The following is a 17,613-nucleotide window of genomic DNA, read 5'->3' as shown; positions in this document are numbered from 1 at the left end:
GCCGTGAAGGACGAAGCCGGTCTCGATGTAGCAGGCGTCAGGGTGGTGCCCGTCTCCACTCAGGGTCTGCTGCGCATCGGCGCGCGCCCCGGACTCCTCGAGTATCTGCGGCAGATCTGGCATCATCGCGGGTTCATCGTCTACGACGCGCGCGCACGGGTGAGCAGCGGCAACCGGAAGGATCGTCTGGGTAGCGCCTGGATGATCCTCAATCCCGTTCTCAACGGCCTCACCTACTACCTCATCTTCGGTCTGCTGCTCGACACCGGCCGGGGCATCGAGAATTTCGTCGGCTACCTGATCATCGGAGTGTTCCTGTTCCAGATCAGCGCCCGGGCGATCACCAACGGCGCGCGGTCCGTACAATCCAATAAGGCCGTCATCCAGGCCTTCAACTTCCCCCGTGCCACGCTGCCGATCTCGGTGAACGTTCGGGAGGTCCTGGCTTCGGTCCCCGTGCTCATCACCATGCTGATCCTCATCCTGGTCTTCCCGCCGACAGAGGACATCACATGGCGCTGGATCCTCATGGTGCCCGCACTCTTCCTTCAGTCCGTCTTCAATCTGGGCGTGGGGCTGATCCTCGCGAGGATGATCTCGCGGGTCAATGACATCACCCACCTGCTGGGGTTCGGACTGCGGGTGTGGATGTACGCCTCGGCGGTGTTCTTCTCCTACGAACGCTTCATCGATCATGCCGGTCTCCTCGCGATCGTGAAGCTCAATCCCCTGTTCAACGTCCTCGACATCGTCCGCGATTGCGTGTTGTACGCGACGCTCCCCTCCTGGGAGTCATGGGCGATCCTCTCCGCGTGGGCGTTCGGCGTGCTGGCCGTAGGAATCGTGTTCTTCTGGAAGGCCGAGGAATCCTATGGCCGCGAGTGATCAGGTCCACGCCGGCACCAGGGCCCAACCCACCGTCGTCGTCAGTGGCGTCAGCATGCGCTACCACGTCCCTTCCACCGAGGCGCATCATGCCGCAGGCAGGGGCGGGGCGAGCGGTCTGGCCCGGAGGATCCTTGGACGGGCCCCCCTCGTGCCCGTCGATGCGCTGAACCCGCTGTCCCTCGTTGCCGAGCACGGTGAGTCCATCGGAATCGTGGGCCGCAACGGGTCAGGGAAGAGCACCCTCATGCGGCTCATCAGCGGACAGAGCAGGCCCACCGGGGGAGCGGTCTACGCGTCAAGCGTTCCGGTGATGCTCGGGGTCAACGCAGCGCTTGTCCCCGAATTGTCGGGGGACCACAACATCGTGCTGGGATGCCTTGCCATGGGCCTGACGCGCGCGCAGATCGATGAGAAGTTCGAATCCATCGTGGATCTATCAGGGCTGGAGAAGGCGATCCACCTTCCCATGCGGTCCTACTCGTCCGGGATGTCCTCCCGGCTGCGGTTCGCGATCGCAGCGAGCGTGGATCCCGAGATCCTGCTGATCGACGAGGCGCTCAATACGGGAGACGCACAGTTCCGGGAACGCAGCAAGGAGCGGATGGGTGAGCTCCGAGCCAACGCGGGGTCGGTCTTCCTGGTGAGCCACAGTCTCACCACGATCAAGGAGATGTGCACGCGAACGTTGTGGCTGGATGGGGGAGACCTCATGATGGACGGAGACCCTGCTGCAGTGACCCAGGCCTACCTCGAGTACACACGGCACCTCACGAAAGGGAACAACGAGAGCGCCGGCAGGCTGCGGGACGAAGCACGAAGCTCCCTGGTGGTCACAGAAGTAGAGAACCAGAGGGTGGGGCGCAGAAGAGCATGATGGGTGATGCAGCGGCGACGCTGATCCGGCTCCGACGCGGGCTTTGGCATCTGCGGCACGGCGGCATCCAGCAGGTGAGGACGTGGACGGCGCGGGAGAAAGCCGAGCGCCTCCACGCGCCTCCCAGCGGTCTGCGGGGAGCAGAGGGAGTCTGGACCGGGCGGGGGAGCAACCGACAGCTGTCGTTCTCGGCGGCGTCCCCGAGCCGTAGGAGCCCTCGCCGGAGCGACCTCAGGGTAGGCGTTATCCTCGACGAGTTCTCCTCTTCGGCGTTCGCCTACGAGTGGACGGTCGTGTCCCTCGATCCGCGCCGGTGGCAGGAGCAGTGCGCCGATGCCAACGTGGACTTCGTCTTCGTCGAATCGGCCTGGGCGGGTAACAACCGTCTGTGGCGCGGCAAACTAGCCGGGCCTGCAGGTCCGGCGCCGGAGTTTCACGACCTCATGAAATGGTGTCGTGAACACGGGGTGCCGACGGTCTTCTGGAACAAGGAAGACCCTCCCCACTACGCCGACTTCCTTGCGGCCGCGAGGCTGGCCGACTGGGTCTTTACCTCGGACGAAGGACGCGTGGCGTCCTATCGCGAGGACCTGGGCCATGAACGGGTAGCCGTGTTACCGTTCGCAGCCCAGCCCGCCATCCATAACCCTGTACGCCCCGCGCACGGTCGGCACGGCAGGGATGTGGCCTTCGCCGGGATGTACTTCGCCCACAAGTATCCTGAGCGGAGACACCAGCTGGATGTTCTGCTCGGAGGGGCGATGGACGTCTCTGCCGACATGAAGCACGGGCTGGAAATCTTCTCCCGGATGCTCGACGGCGGTGCCGAGTACCAGTTCCCGGCTCCTCTCGCCGGCCACGTGGTCGGCAGTCTCAGCTATGACCGGATGCTGACGGCCTATAAGGCCTACAAGGTGTTCCTGAACGTCAATTCGGTCGTGGACTCGCCGAGCATGTGCGCCCGGCGCATCTTCGAGATCACCGCGTCAGGAACACCGGTGATCTCTGGTCCCAGTGCCGCCATCCCGGAGTTCTTCGCCCCCGATGAAGTCCCGCTTGTGGCCACCCGCGGCGAAGCGGCCCAATTCATCCGCTCGCTGGTCCGCAATGCCGAGCACAACGACCGCACTGTCCATCTCGCGCAGCGTCGGATCTGGAGCGGGCACACGTATGCGCACCGCGCCGAGACCGTTGTCGCAGCAGCAGCCCCTAGGCAAGCCCGGCCCCTTGTTCGCCCCTCAGTGTCGGCCCTCGTCTCCACGATCCGAGGTGCACAGCTGGAACACATCTGCCGCATGCTCGGCAGCCAGGAGGGCGTCAGCCCGCAACTGGTCCTTCTCGCGCATGGGATCCCTCTCGCCGAACGCGAAGTCCATGCCGTGGCCCGCGAGCACGGAATCGAGGACGTCGTCTTCCTCTCCGAACCATCCGACACTCCGCTCGGCGCCTGCCTCAACCGGTGTGTCGCAGCGGCGGACGGGCAGATCCTGACCAAGATGGACGACGACGACCACTACGGTCCGCAGTATCTCAGCGACCAACTGTTCGCCATGCAGTATTCGAATGCGGATGTGGTGGGCAAGCAGGCCCACTACATGTACCTCACCGAGTCCGACGCGGTCATCCTGCGTTCGGGGGAGCGGGAGCACCGCTTCACCGACTTCGTCATGGGACCCACCATAACGGCGCGCGCGGAGATCGTTCGAAAGACCCCGTTCCCGGCGCTTCAGCGCGGTGAGGACACCGCGTTCCTCAAGAGGGTTGCCGCGGCCGGCGGCTCGATCTATTCGGCTGACCGGTTCAATTACGTCCAGATGCGAAACGGATCCGGTCACACCTGGCAGATCGGCGAGGCCGAACTGCTCGCGACGGGCGACCTCAAATTCTATGGAAGGCCTTACGAGCATGTTGATATCTGAGCCCGTCCTGAGCAGGGAAGGCCGAGCCGACGTCGTCGTCGTCGGCCTCGGGTACATCGGCCTGCCCACCGCCGCGATCCTCGCCACCACGGGACTGAGGGTGGTGGGGGTGGACGTCAACCAGGAGACGGTGGACGCCGTGAACAACGGTCTCGTGCCATTCGTTGAGCCCGATCTCGGCGTCCACGTTGCGGGTGCCGTGAGTCAGGGCGCCCTGAGCGCCACCACCCGGACACCACCGGCCAGCACCTACATAGTCGCCGTTCCCACTCCGTTCACCGCGGACAAGAGCGCAGACCTCTCCTACATCCTTGCGGCGGCGGACCAGATCGCCCCGCAACTCGATGGCGGCGAGCTGATCATCCTCGAATCGACATCGCCTCCCGGAACCACCCAGCGCCTCGGCGAGTATCTTCTCGCGCTCCGGCCCGACCTCCGCCTTGGCGGGACGCCTGATGAATCTGTGGTGCACGTAGCGCACTGCCCGGAGCGGGTGCTGCCCGGCCGCATCATGATCGAGATCGTCACCAACGATCGCATTGTGGGAGGCCTGACCCCGCACGCCTCCGAGGCAGCACGCCAGCTCTATCAGACCTTCTGTAAGGGCGAGATCCACGTAACCGACGCTGCCACCGCCGAGATGAGCAAACTGGTGGAGAACGCCTATCGGGATGTGAACATTGCTTTCGCAAACGAACTGAGCGTCATCAGTGAGAACCTCGACATCGACGTGTGGGAGCTCATCCGTCTCGCAAACCACCACCCACGGGTCAACATCCTCAGCCCTGGTCCAGGGGTGGGAGGTCATTGCATCGCCGTGGATCCCTGGTTCATCGTAGCGGCGGACCCGGAGCATTCGACTCTGATCCGCACCGCGCGCGAGGTGAACGACAGCAAGCCGGAACACATTGTGCAGAAAGTCCTCCGCGCGATCGACGACCAGCCCGAACCGGTCATCGCGTGCCTCGGGCTCGCTTTCAAGGCGAACATCGACGACGTCCGCGAGTCGCCGGCGGTGCAGATCGTTCAACGCCTTGCGACTGCAGCACCTCACGCCCGGCTACTGGTGGCGACACCTCTGCGGATGGAACGGGATCTACCCTTGGTGGTTTCAGGGATCGCCAACGCTGAGCGGTGCGAGATGCAGGAGGCCGTCGACGCCGCTGACGTGGTGCTCTTGCTCGTCGATCATGATCGATTCAGGGACATTCCGGTAGAGAGTCTGAACGGAAAACAAGTAATCGACACACGTGGTTTTTGGCAACAATAGTTCTTGGACCGACGCTCACCGACTGGGACGAGAGCGTGCGCTACACCGTTGGCTTTGCAGCGATCAAATGGAGGGTAATTCCGTGGAAAATCAAGAAAGCCTGAATTCAGACGGCAAGGTTCTGCCCCATGGTTATCATTGTGCAATCGCCTGGAGCATTCCGCATGACTTCGGGGGGATGACAAACGCTCTCTTCCATCGCTCGCGCGCCTTCGTCCGGGAGGCGGGAGAGCACGTGGACATTCTGACGTTTGGGTATGAACCAAATCTTGATGACATCAGATGCGAGCTGGAAGTGGACGGTGTCCTTATTCCCGGTCTTGCGTTGAGGAACCTGTGGGAGGAACTGGCCGACCTCGATGATGCGTCGCTTTCACTCGCCTCGGTAAGTGGTCACAGTTCCATCGACTTCCAGCCGCTAAGCGAGTCCGACGACTATCGCGAAGTGAGCTCTGACACCGGGGGTTCAAGGCGGACACGAACGGACTCATCAGGCCAAATTCTGCAGACTGACTACCTGCGGGAAGATGGGACGCTTGTGGTCTCTGATCGTCTTGATCGCGACAACCGGGGCGTGCCCGGAGGGCGACTTGTCACCTTGTGCGATCGTTCGGGGAAGCCGATTGTTTCATGGCGCCAAATATGGCCTCTGTACCTTTTTTGGCTGGACCACGTCATCGCCGCAAGAGAAACATATATGATCATCGACAGCAAATTTGCAGCTAACTTTATGACTCGTTATCGTCGACCAAACGTCGTAACGTTGCATCAGCTACATTCTTCGCATGTCGTCAATCCCCCTCACGGCGACATGAGTCCGTCCCGGCGGTATACATTCGATCGGCTACACCTGTTCGATGGCGTGGTCTTGCTTACCGAACGGCAGAAACGGGATGTGGATCTAGTATTCGATCCCCCAGGAAATACATACGTCGTTCCCAACAGTAGAAACGCTGCCTCGGCCGTAGGGGAAATTCCCTGCGAATCCAGATCAGGGGGGCTTGTACTGGCTCGATTCACTAAAGCGAAGCGGCTGGATCATGCAATCAAGGCCACTCAGCTGTCCGCGCAAAAAGTCCACCATAGTATTCCGCTGAGGATTTTTGGTGGCGGAAGTCAGGAGGAATCACTCAAGAAGATGATTGATGCAGGCGGAGCGCAGGACGAGATCGCGATTTCTGGATTCGATCCAAAAGCTGCTCAATACTTCGGCGCAGCAAGTTTCACCCTTCTTACAAGCCGCTCGGAGGGGCAGCCGCTGGTACTGCTCGAGGCAATGAGCGCGGGATGCATCCCAGTTTCCTACGATATTGCGTACGGCCCCGCGGATATCATCACGGATGGGATCGATGGCTTCCTCGTGGCAGACGGTGACGTCGAGGCAATGGCCGACAAAATAGCGCTGATCGAGCAGATGGATGGCGTGCAACTTGCGGCTATGAGATGTGCGGCGATTCGCCGTGCGTCGGAGTTCAGCGATCGGCCGGTCGTCGCACGATGGGGGGAATGCATGAAGCAGGCTGCAGATCGAAAGGTGCTGGCGGAGCTCCGGGAGCTTGGAGCTGGCTTGACGTCCCAGGCTTCGTGAGTTGAGGCGGGCGACCCCACCGACGACTCACCGCACAATTGCTTCCGTGCGGTGAGCCGTCGATGGGGAAAACCGTCAAGCGACCGATTACGAGAATTATGGTTCCAGCTTAGGGCAGCTGAACCTGAACGCTGATCATGTTGTGGTCCGAAGGAATAACGCCCACGAAGTTTCCGGCTCCATCAACGTTCACTACGGTCTCCCATTTCGCGACGCGCATCTTGGAGGTGAAGATGTAATCCAGGTAGGTGCCGTTGCCGTAGTCGTGACGCGCGCTGGCCTGTCGGAGGTAGCCGTTATAACTGTCGTAGAACGCGCCGACCGTTTTCTCCGCTGGAGCGTCGCCGCTGGGTAGATCTGTTCCATAGGTGTTACCCAGCGGATCCGAATACCCAGCTTCGGCTAGCAGGTCATAGGGCGCGTTCGAGGGGACTGTCCACTTGTTGGAGTTCATGTCTCCGGTAATCAGCACGGGTAGTCCCTCAATATTCTTCAACTTGATTTCGGTGATAATTGCCTCGGTCTGCTTTTTACGGAGCTCATAGTAAGCGTCTCCGCTCGAAGGCTCGAGATGAGTGTTACCGACAAAAAATTTCTGTCCGGTCGATTTCTGCGAGAAGACTCCCCACGCGAAGAATCGCTTGTTGTCAGTCGAATCGATCGCTGGCAGTTCCTTGGACCCCTGATCGACAAGTTCGACGGTGTCTGTATTGAACAAGATTCTTGTTCCCTGAGAAGCGCCTTGATCGGAGTAGACGCAGCCCGTTGGCGTGGTGTCCTTCACACAGTTGTTCCTCTTGCTGTTGGTCAGAGCATAGGGCGCGCCGGAGAGAACAAGCCGTTCTTTGAGATCCTCGAATTGAGAGATTCCCCCTGGACGCGGGTCGTCAGCGAGCCACCCTTGAGATGCTTCCTGCACACCGATGACGTCTGGCATGCGTGACTTGATCGTTGAGACGACTGACGAGCGACGCTCCGACCACGGGAGTTCATCGGACCGACCCGAGAAGCAACTGGCGCACGCGATGTTGAAGCTCGCGACAGATAGCGGATTTGTAATGGCCGGTATCGCTGGTACGGCCGAGGTCTTGGCGGTGATGGGGTTGGAGTAGGGGCTGAGGCTGGTGGTTCCGTCGGCGGAGATGGCGGAGACGCGGAAGTAGTAGGTGGTGTCGGGGGTGAGCCCGCGGATGTCGGCGGTGGTGGAGTCGTATCGATTGTAAACCGCCCCGGACATGTCGGATTTGGTGGAGAACTGGATGCGGTAGCGCGGTGCGTTGTTCCAGGCGTTCCAGGCGAGTTCTATTGCAGTCGCGTGCTGCTCTGTGAACTTCAGGCCCGTCGGTGCAGGCGTGGCCGTTGGTGCGGCGGCGGCGGTCTTGGCGGTGATGGGGTTGGAGTAGGGGCTGAGGCTGGTGGTTCCGTCGGCGGAGATGGCGGAGACGCGGAAGTAGTAGGTGGTGTTGGGGGTGAGTCCGCGGATGTCGGCGGTGGTTGTGTAGTACCGGTAGTAGGTAGGGCCGGACATGTCGGGTTTGGTGGAGAACTGGATGCGGTAGCGCGGTGCGTTGTTCCAGGCGTTCCAGGCGAGTTTGATGCCGAATTCGTTCTGCTCCGTGAACTTCAGGCCCGTCGGTGCAGGCGTGGCCGTTGGTGCGGCGGCGGCGGTCTTGGCGGTGATGGGGTTGGAGTAGGGGCTGAGGCTGGTGGTTCCGTCGGCGGAGATGGCGGAGACGCGGAAGTAGTAGGTGGTGTTGGGGGTGAGTCCGCGGATGTCGGCGGTGGTTGTGTAGTACCGGTAGTAGGTAGGGCCGGACATGTCGGGTTTGGTGGAGAACTGGATGCGGTAGCGCGGTGCGTTGTTCCAGGCGTTCCAGGCGAGTTTGATGCCGAATTCGTTCTGCTCCGTGAACTTCAGGCCCGTCGGTGCAGGCGTGGCCGTTGGTGCGGCGGCGGCGGTCTTGGCGGTGATGGGGTTGGAGTAGGGGCTGAGGCTGGTGGTTCCGTCGGCGGAGATGGCGGAGACGCGGAAGTAGTAGGTGGTGTTGGGGGTGAGTCCGCGGATGTCGGCGGTGGTTGTGTAGTACCGGTAGTAGGTAGGGCCGGACATGTCGGGTTTGGTGGAGAACTGGATGCGGTAGCGCGGTGCGTTGTTCCAGGCGTTCCAGGCGAGTTTGATGCCGAATTCGTTCTGCTCCGTGAACTTCAGGCCCGTCGGTGCAGGCGAATCGGTCTTGGTGTTCACCTTGATTGCTGCCGAGTACGGGCTAAGCCCGGTCGTATTGTCCGAGTCAAGCGCTCGGACCCTGAAATAGTACGTCGTGTCCTTCATCAGCCCGGTGATAGTTGCGCTGGTTGTGCCGTACCGGTAGTAGAGGGAACCGGACATATCGGGCTTGGTAGAGAACTGGATGCGGTAACGCGGAGCATTGTTCCAGGCATTCCATGTCAACTTCACACTCGTAAGTTCCTGGGAGGGCGAGGCGAGTCCCGAAGGCGCAGGCGTGGTTGCCTGAATCACCGTGGGTGTAACGACGATCGATGCTGCGGAGGCGCTTTGTGCGCCAGCAACAAGCAGGAGGATCAGCAACGTTGAAATGACGCGCGTGGCTTTCGCAATGACTATCTCGAGTAAGAAGAAGCTATTCATGATTCCTCGTGGGTTAGGTATTCCGAAGGCATGCAAAATGAGGCGGAAGAATTGACGCGAGAGCTAGGAGAACTGGACCGGCTTTGTCCGACATCCCTAAGAGGATGTGCTTCCGTAATGGCTGCTGGTCTGGCGCATGGTGCGACGTCAAGGTCGGCCGGTGGCGCAAAATTACGAGGGCATGATAACCAGCGTGAAGGCCGCGCTCGCTGTTGCGCTGAAAAAGAAGCGCAGGCTTGTACCGTGGCACGGCGCCATAGAGCGTATGCAGCATGAGACCTCGCAGAACAGACGTGCCCCCAGCGGGCATGACGTGATCATGCCACTCCACTAGCGGTCAGCTTCAGGAACTGCGACAAAGTTGCCAGAATACTGTGTTCGCAGTGTCGGGGGACATGCGCTTCATGCCCGGCGTGGAAGAGGGCTGAACGGTGCATGGGCAGCTTACGAATTTTCATGCTTCACAGCCGGAAGCGCCTGCCACCGCTCGTCGTCGAAACCGGTTTTCAACATGCCGGCCTCGACACTTCTCAAGGTGCGTTCTGAGGAAACCTTGAGCCGCTGAACCAGGTCGGACTTCTTACCAAGTAACCGGTCCTACCGAACGATCAGGACGAGCGGGAGGCATCGCCCGATATCGCCGTGAAGGAACCGGCACCGCGTGGATGGCAGCGGGTGGCATTTAGTCGGCAAGCACCACATTGACCGGGTCCTGCCCTCGGCGTCCGCCAGCACGCCGTGCCATGGTCTTCAGCACGCCGCTCAAAGGTCCAAAGAGTCGTGTGCTAGGAAGATTCGGTCTGCAAGCCACAGGAGTAATGCGAGACAAGGGGCCGTCTGATTCGGAACCAAAATACGAAAAAATAAGCGATTGACGAGCAATGATAGGCCCGAGAGCCTTTGCCGGACGCTCCGCAATGAGAGGGCTATGGGCCGCTATTATTCCGCCGCATCGGGCCGCGGACGGCTCGCTCAGCCCGAACGCAAGAGGCAGAAAAACACGGTCGTGATCAACTAGGGGCAAGTCACCTATCCCTGGGCCGCCAGGCACATTTGGGCGATACAAGTACGACGTCACACAAAAATGAAGCTCCCGCAAATTTGACGCGGCAGATCGCCCCGAGCGACCCGTATCGAACTACTAGGAATTTAGTTCGATCGGCGCGAATCGAGCCCGAGTGTAATCAGTTATAGGTGGGAACCGCACTTGAGACACTGTCGCGGATTTGGCCATGCCCTTCATAAGATTGGCAGATCTGAATAAAGCGAAGTCCGCCCTCACCCCATTTGCACGAGGTGACGCAAACTGAGATAAGGTTGCAAATCGTTGCCACGCTTCACTCGCAACGTAAACTAAAGTGTCCGCCAGGTATGGCGAAATTGTAGCAAAGCATATTCAGGAACGTTGCTGCGAGGTTCAGGGAGGCAGGACTAACATCAGGATGGTCTTTGATGCTTGGGTGAGTGACATTGACCACCGATATGTCGCTTGCGAGATTCCCAGCCAGTAAATGATCAATATAACGGGACTGCGGCGACTGCTCGGAGTAGATCACAACTATTCTTGGCAAAGATCTTTCTGATCTTTTCATCAAAGTACTTTTGTGATTGCACATCAACGCTTCAAACACCATTTCCTTAGTAGACGGAAAATTGCCTCCCTTAGTGAAGTGGGTATCGCCGAAAGTGTTCTCGTAATAATGATCATTTAGGATAGGCTCAACCGAAAGTGATCTATAGCCGTTTGTCACCGCGTGAAAGAGCGCTCCAGTCGCCCCCTTGGACGCTCCGTAGGTTATAACGTCGTCCTTGGAAAGCCCCAGTCTTTCACGAGTCTTTTCAATCAGCGCGCTGATTCGGCGCACGTTGTCCGTGCGATACGCAGTATTCAGATAGAATGCTCCGACCACACCGCCGACATCTGCAATTCTAAGGATCGCGGCGTCTTGTGGGACGAATTTCTGAATGCTTCTGTAGTTCCTTGTGAAAAAGCGAAACAGGCCATCATTGAATATGTCCCCGATCGAGGAGAAGACGACGATAAGTTTGCGGGGGCGAACTCCCGCGAGTGGTTCTTCCAATATGTGAATTACACCTTCGTCGGATACGGAGTAAGTTCCATCTTGAACACTGTTCCACATTCTCGGGATATGCTCATCCTTTACGAACTTACTTACACCGCCGGTGGTGTGATAAACATAGTATCCGCGCTGCGCAAGCGCGTTCACTGACTTTTTGATTCGTTGATCCTGGTGAGCTGCTTTCAAAGTGCTGCGCCCTTCAAGTACGCCGCCCGTATCATTCAGGTAGATGAAGTATGGTTTTTCCCTAGTAGACCCGAGAGCCGCGTCAACATCATCAAGAAGCTTCAAGTTCAGCGCCCCCGATTTGGCGCTACTTTGGGATACTTCTTGGGTAGTATTCGTCTTCTCCAGTCGAGGTACTCGCCTTTCGATGGGTTCGAGCAGAAGATCAGCTTGGCGGTTCGAACTCGTGTCGACTGAACCACAGCGGACTAAGGAGTGAGCATTATTGAATGTCGCTTCACACCATAATTCGAACCCCTGTGTGGCATCAGGGAAATGCTTCTCGATATCTTTCCGGAGAATTTGAGCCGCTACAATGAACTGATCCTGAGAGCCTGGTTCACGCAAATAACTTGTACTCAAAAACACCACACCGGGGCTTTCGAGATTCTGGACCCGTAGCTGGAGTTTGAGCTGATCTTCAAAGGTGGCGTTAGTAGTATGGGTTTGAACGAAAGTGCGAACTACGACATCAATACAGTCGGGAACTTCGTTGATCGAAATCTGATTGAATGGACGCTCAAAAACAGGTGCGGACTCTACGATTTCTGCTTTTATCGTCATCAATGCGGAGCGAGATGATTTTTGGTCACAAATTGTGTCTAGTAGCTCGCTCCATGCAGCAAAGAAGCGCGGCAGTTGAAAATTTTCTGACATGGTCAAAGAGGATTTCGACATTTGGGCGGAGAGTGTGGTATTACTGAGAATTGCAACGGTTTTTTGAGCAAAGTCGTTTATATCTCCTTCAGGCACCAGGTACCCATTTTCCCCATGTTGCACCATCTGAGCGGGACCGTATTTTATGTCGTAAGCAACGATCGGACTTCCGTGTGAAATCGCTTCAAGAAGCGCCAGTGGCTGTGCTTCAAAGAGGCTGGTCATGAGGAATGCGGAAGCACGCCTGTACTGCTTTCCTGGATTCGGATCGTAGCCGAGAAAGCTCACGGAGTCGGATAGTCCAAGTGCTTGTGTCAATTCCTGCCACTCAGTGCGCTTGCTACCCTCGCCGTAGATTTCCAGCCTTGCTCCAGGCAGCTCATCTACGACACGACGAAATGCCTGTAGTGCATCTTCAATTCGCTTCTGCTTTTCAAGCCGGCAGACAATCATTGCGAGGGCCGGATCCCTGGCGTCCTCCGTCGGCAGGTCCACCTCACCGATGGGATGGGGCAGGACAAATATATTGTTGACCTTCCCGTGGGCGAGCTCCAGATCGTGACGATGAGCGTCGCTCAGTACTATGAAGGCATCCCAGCTTTGTAGGCCAGATATCGTCTCCTGCCAGTCGGTGGTAGCCGCGGGGGAGTTCCAGTGTCGGGGTGGCTGAAGGTGGGGTGTATGGGCGGTCAATAGGAGAAATTGGTTGGCCTCACGCGGGTGCTCGGCGATGAGCCTACCCGATTCTTTGGAGTCGAAAATGAGGAAGTGTCGATCTTCACCCGCACCCATGATCCTTATCCAGCTGTTGATGAGTTCCGGGATGCTTGCCAAAACAGCGACCGGGTTCCCGAAGACATCAGTGAGGACAACGCCGCGTTCCTGCCTGTCCCAGTCTGAGCCGCCGATTCGTCGATCTACAGTGGCGTAGATAGAGCCATCGCTGCGCAAATATTGGAAGTAGAACGATCGGCGATCACCGTTGACGTCGATGGCTCGACGCCACGGCGTGCCGTTCTTCGCATACTCGATCACGTAGTCTCGAGTCAACGTCTCTTGATACCACGCCGGGATGTCCGCGAGGGGCGTGGAAGAAAATTGACCTAAGTCTGACGAAGTTGAAAGTTCTTCGTACAAGTTTCTCAGCGTCACTGTGCCGGGTAACAGGCCCTTATCTCGCAGCAACTCTCGTTCGGTGTCGTACTCAGCAAAGGCGTCGAACGTGGCGAGCTCGACCCTTTGATCCGAGTACTCCGAGAAAAGGCGAGCTCTCAGAAGTTGTGATCTGGTGGCCCCGCCATATGTAAGCCTGACGGATGCGTTCAGCATTGTGTAGCGCCCTTCGGGCAGTTTGTACGAAGATTCCATTGAGTTCCTCACTAGGCTTCGCGGCCGGCCATTTCGTCCGCAGAATGACTGGCTGACATGAGCGGCGGACTGGGTAAACGGCTGGTTATCTACGTGGCCAAGGTCGGCAATCAGACCTCCGCCAGGAGAAGTGGATCGTGCTGCCCGCCTTCGGACGATCCCATGTTGCCGGTTCGATTTGGTGCTGTGCACCAATGCAACCGGGGCAGACGTCCTATACCTTAGCTGTGCGCTTCACGGAGTGGTTCCAACGCGATATTCGTGAACGCTCTAAGGGCCTCCGTTTCGTATTTGGCATAGTCGAACGGCATATAACCCGGCCAGCTGTCGAGGAAAGCTGTCATGCCTTTCCACAGACCTTCGACGGAATTATCGACGAGGAGCCCGTAGTCGTTTCCGAGGATGCTGCGGGGGCCGACAACGTCGGTCGAGATTACTGGCTTCCCCAGAATGAGGGCTTCTAGGACGGCAAGCCCCTGGCCCTCGTAGTTGGACGAAAAGATGAAACAGGACGCTCGCTGGATCACGGGAAAAGGGTTCATCAGTAGGCCTGCAAGTAGAACCTTCGAGGTGATACCGAGCTGTCCGATTTGCCTTTCGAGTCGGCCCCTTAGCGGACCGTCTCCAAGAATAATGAGTTTCACGTCTTCGTGGGTGGCAACCAGTAACGCGAAGCTCTCCAAGAGTTTTGTGTGATCCTTTTCCGGCGAGAGACGTCCTGCTGTAACGAAAACTGACGCGCAATTGCCTATCCACTGCTCGATCGCTTCGGGGACTGGCTCCTGAGACAGCTCGATTGTTGCGTCAGCGTTGACCAAATTGTTGCTGTGGTGAAACTTCTCAGGATCGAGCCCGAAGCGTTCCGCCAGCTGCAGTTTGTTTTCTTGGCTGACACTTTCCGTAACGGAGATCAGCGAGTCATAGCTGGGATATAGTCGGAACATCGATTCAAGGTATCGGAAGCGGTGTAGCCATTCGCTGTGCATATCGTTGTGCAGGAAGATTGACTTGGTGGAAGATTGCGACGGTGCGGCTGCGAACAGTGCGGCCCAGAAGCGAGCGTAGCCTTCGAAGCAGACAATCGCGTCGAAGCAAGCCGTGCCGTACATACGCCGGAATTCTCGGGCGAACGCGGCGTGATAAATCTCCCACTGCTCGTCCGTTTGAAGGCTACTTTGCGCGTTGAACTTGTCGACGATCCAGCGCTCTTCCGCACCGATCAGCTGTCCACCGACACGTGGAAGAACGCGGACGTGCTGCGGATTCTGGTCGAATTTTTCTTGGCGTCGTTCATCCGAAGATATAGCAGAGGGTTCGATGGCCACATAGACTTGTGTATCCGTTGGATCGAGATGCGATGTGAGGTTGAGGTAGGAAGACGTGATGCCATTTGGTATGAATGAGCCCTGGTACATCAGCATTGTCTTCCGTTTATCCTCGACTCGCGGCATCAACCAGTCGGTCGCTCCAAAGAAGAAAAACTCAACCGCACGCGCGGACGATTTACCGCATTCGAGGCCCACGAATTGCCCAGCCTTCATTTCATTCACCGGCTCGCGTCGGAGCGCTCGTTGCAACTCATCGCGAAGCTCGGCGGCGTTGCGGCAAAGCTCGCCGGGCAGTTCAGTAATGTCGAGGCACAATCCTCGTTCCTGGTGATATTCCTCGAGATCGTATGCGTAGTAGAGGACTGGGCGGCCCGTTGCCATGAAATCGAACGCGACGCTTGAGTAGTCGGTGACGAGTACGTCGACGATCGCCAAGAGGTCGTTCGTATCGATGTTGGCGGGAACGAGGTGTGCGGCGACCCCGGCTTCATCTAGTTGTGCTTCGGTGACGGGATGCCCTCGGAATAACAGGCGGGCATCGATCGAGGCCATGGTGTTCAAGTCTGCGAGCAGTTGGTCGTTATCCAGCCTCCTATCGGCGAGCGATCCACGCCAGGTAGGGGCGTATAGGATCACTTTCTGCGTGGGGTCGATCCCGAGCCGCGCACGCAGCCGTGTGCGCAACTTCTGATCCAGACCGATCGTCGCGTCTACCCGAGGGTAGCCGGTGACGGCGACTCGACCGTCGAACAACGCGGATATCTCGTACTTGTCCAGAAGCATCTGGGCCGTGAACTCGTTCGGGGCCAGCAGGTGGGTGGTATGGAGGAAGTTTCGGGTGGCATTCCGATGGTCCATGAACCCGTCCTTGATGTCACGCCCGAGTGATTTCATTGGGGTGCCATGCCACGTGTTGAGGTACTTCTGTTCCGGACGGCGGCTGAAGTATGGGGGGAACGTGTTGTTGTTGAGGAGATGCGCGGCTGACGCGAGATAGCGCAAGTAGAGGTCAGTGTCTCGCGCGGCGAAAATAACGTTGGGTAGGCTGCGGAGCTCGTCGGGTATCTTCGTTCGATCGTTGATGACCCAGACGTGGGTCTTTGTCGCGAATCGATCGTCCTTGAGCAGTGTTCGGAAGATGTTGAGTGGATTGCATCCGATCGAGTTGCCTTGGCTACTTTCATAAAGGATGACGTCTTCCCTGATCGGCAGCGTCTCCAGGTACTCGACGTAGATCATTGATTGCCGCAGCGCGACATCCTTGAAATAAGGTGCGGTATTGACTCCGTGTGGTCGCTTCAACAGACGAGTCTCCCGCAGTGCAGCCGTCGCTTCTTTGAAGCGGCCAAGGCGGTAAAGCAACGTGCCGAGTGAGAAGTACAACGGGGGCTGATGCTTTTCTGATCGTTGCGTAGCGGCCCTATATGCTTCGGCTGCCGTCTCCAGGTCTCCGTTTCGTTCTGCGAACTGAGCGAACTGGACGCACTGCTCCCAGGACTGCGCGGATCGAGCAGCGCGTAGCCCGGCGGAGATGACATTCCGGAGGTACTCGTTGCCGGCGTACGCGGAGTCTTGCTGCGCAGGCGGCTCCAGAAGGACCGCCCTGGCGCCGAGAAAGGCGATGCAGGATTCTTCGAAGCGGTCGGCGTTGGCTAGGACACAACCCAGCCTGTAGGACCAATACTCGTTCGGGCTACTTGAAATCGCCAGAGCATACGAATATGCCTCTGCGGCTTGGGCCCAATCAGCGCTCCGCTCCAGGGAAAAGCCGAGGCGGTAGTGCCACTGTGCTTGTGACGGATCGAGGGCTATTGCCGTCCGGATTGCATTGGCTCCACCTTGCCAGTCGTAGCAGCGCTGCAGCGCGAAGCCCCAGTGATAGGCGAGTTCCGCATCCGAGGGGTTGTGGCGAAAGGCTGTTTGGTAGTGTGTTGCAGCGAGCAGCCATTGGCCCTTCTTCTGGAAGAAGGCACCGATTCCGAGTCGCGAAGACTGCAGTTCCTTGTCGGCAGCGATCGCATGGGTGAAGTGACGGTCTACGAGGTGGTCTGAACCTGCCAGATGGTACGCCCAACCTGCCCGAAAGTGGAGTTGCGCGTTTTCATGTGTCAGACGCGCAGCGGCAGCGTAGTTTTCTGCCGCCTCTGCGTGTCGATTCATGAAGAACAAGGCATCGGCGAGGGCGCTGTGCCACTCGGGGTCCTCCTTGAAGAAAGGCTTGCCGGCAGCGAGAACATCGATCTCCTGCCATTTGGGAGCCTTCCGTTCCTTAAGGAGGAGCCGGCGCTCGGTGAAGATTGCCTGTGATTTGGCCAGCTCGGCTCTTTCGGCCGCTTGCTGCCGCTCGGCCGCGGTAGCAACGGAAGCGAGCCGATGCTCCCAACGCTCATTGTCCGGCTGGAGTCGAAGAGCCTCCGAGTACTGTTCTCGGGCATCTGTGAAAAATCCTTGCTTCTCCCTGATGTAGCCCAACCTGTAGTGCCACCGCGGATTGGACGGATCAAGCTCCAGACCGGCTGTGAGGTGTTGAGCAGCGCTTTCGAGGTTGCCGAGATGGAACTGAGCGTGGCCCAGCTCGAACTGCTCGTCCGGTGAGATGTGGCTGCCCGCCGCTAACCGGCTCGTCAGTACTTCGGCGACCGCCACCCAATCCTGTGGGCCTTCCGAGTGGTGGATGGCATCGTGACGGGCTATCCCGTTGGTCATGAGACTCCTCGTGAGTGAGCACAATCGAGGGGTTTCGATCGGGCTGCAATTTGTGTCGG

8 protein-coding genes are annotated in these 17,613 nt (G+C 58.4%); 5 read left to right on the top strand and 3 right to left on the bottom strand.

What is annotated here, in order from left to right; translation table 11 throughout:
• The first annotated feature begins 3 nt into the window (after positions 1 to 3).
• The 5 genes from MWM45_RS10370 (at position 4) to MWM45_RS10350 (ending at position 6,539) form a co-directional block, all read left to right on the top strand.
• Entirely contained in the window at positions 4 to 885 is an 882-nt protein-coding gene (locus MWM45_RS10370; protein ID WP_247826377.1) for an ABC transporter permease, read from the top strand.
• Positions 872 to 1,762: an ABC transporter ATP-binding protein gene (locus MWM45_RS10365; RefSeq protein WP_247826376.1), complete on the top strand. Its 891-nt coding sequence runs from the start codon at positions 872 to 874 to the stop codon at positions 1,760 to 1,762. Before MWM45_RS10370 ends, MWM45_RS10365 begins: the two co-directional genes overlap by 14 nt.
• 293 nt (positions 1,763 to 2,055) lie before the next feature.
• On the top strand, positions 2,056 to 3,681 hold the full coding sequence (locus MWM45_RS10360) for a glycosyltransferase family protein (RefSeq protein ID WP_336296661.1): 1,626 nt from the start codon (positions 2,056 to 2,058) through the stop codon (positions 3,679 to 3,681).
• On the top strand, positions 3,668 to 4,951 hold the full coding sequence (wecC, locus tag MWM45_RS10355) for a UDP-N-acetyl-D-mannosamine dehydrogenase (RefSeq protein ID WP_247826375.1): 1,284 nt from the start codon (positions 3,668 to 3,670) through the stop codon (positions 4,949 to 4,951). The genes MWM45_RS10360 and wecC overlap by 14 nt, the downstream gene beginning before the upstream one ends.
• A gap of 82 nt (positions 4,952 to 5,033) precedes the next feature.
• The gene (locus MWM45_RS10350; RefSeq protein WP_247826374.1) at positions 5,034 to 6,539 is read left to right on the top strand and encodes a glycosyltransferase; all 1,506 of its coding nucleotides are present in this window, start codon (positions 5,034 to 5,036) and stop codon (positions 6,537 to 6,539) included.
• Between the two features lie 109 nt (positions 6,540 to 6,648).
• Here MWM45_RS10350 and MWM45_RS10345 read toward each other — a convergent pair whose 3' ends face one another.
• The 3 genes from MWM45_RS10345 to MWM45_RS10335 form a co-directional block, all read right to left on the bottom strand.
• A complete protein-coding gene (locus MWM45_RS10345; RefSeq protein ID WP_247826373.1) occupies positions 6,649 to 9,189 on the bottom strand; it encodes a fibronectin type III domain-containing protein in 2,541 nt (846 codons plus the stop codon).
• 1,337 nt (positions 9,190 to 10,526) lie between these two features.
• Positions 10,527 to 13,520, bottom strand: coding sequence for an XcbB/CpsF family capsular polysaccharide biosynthesis protein (locus MWM45_RS10340; protein WP_247826372.1), 2,994 nt, complete (start codon positions 13,518 to 13,520; stop codon positions 10,527 to 10,529).
• Positions 13,521 to 13,741: 221 nt separating this feature from the next.
• Positions 13,742 to 17,554: a CDP-glycerol glycerophosphotransferase family protein gene (locus MWM45_RS10335; RefSeq protein ID WP_247826371.1), complete on the bottom strand. Its 3,813-nt coding sequence runs from the start codon at positions 17,552 to 17,554 to the stop codon at positions 13,742 to 13,744.
• Positions 17,555 to 17,613: the final 59 nt, after the last annotated feature.

Origin of the sequence: Arthrobacter antioxidans (assembly GCF_023100725.1) — a bacterium.
Lineage (GTDB): Bacteria > Actinomycetota > Actinomycetes > Actinomycetales > Micrococcaceae > Arthrobacter_D > Arthrobacter_D antioxidans.
The sequence above is the reverse complement of the archived record's forward strand: the minus strand, read 5'-3'. Positions and strand labels throughout refer to the sequence as shown.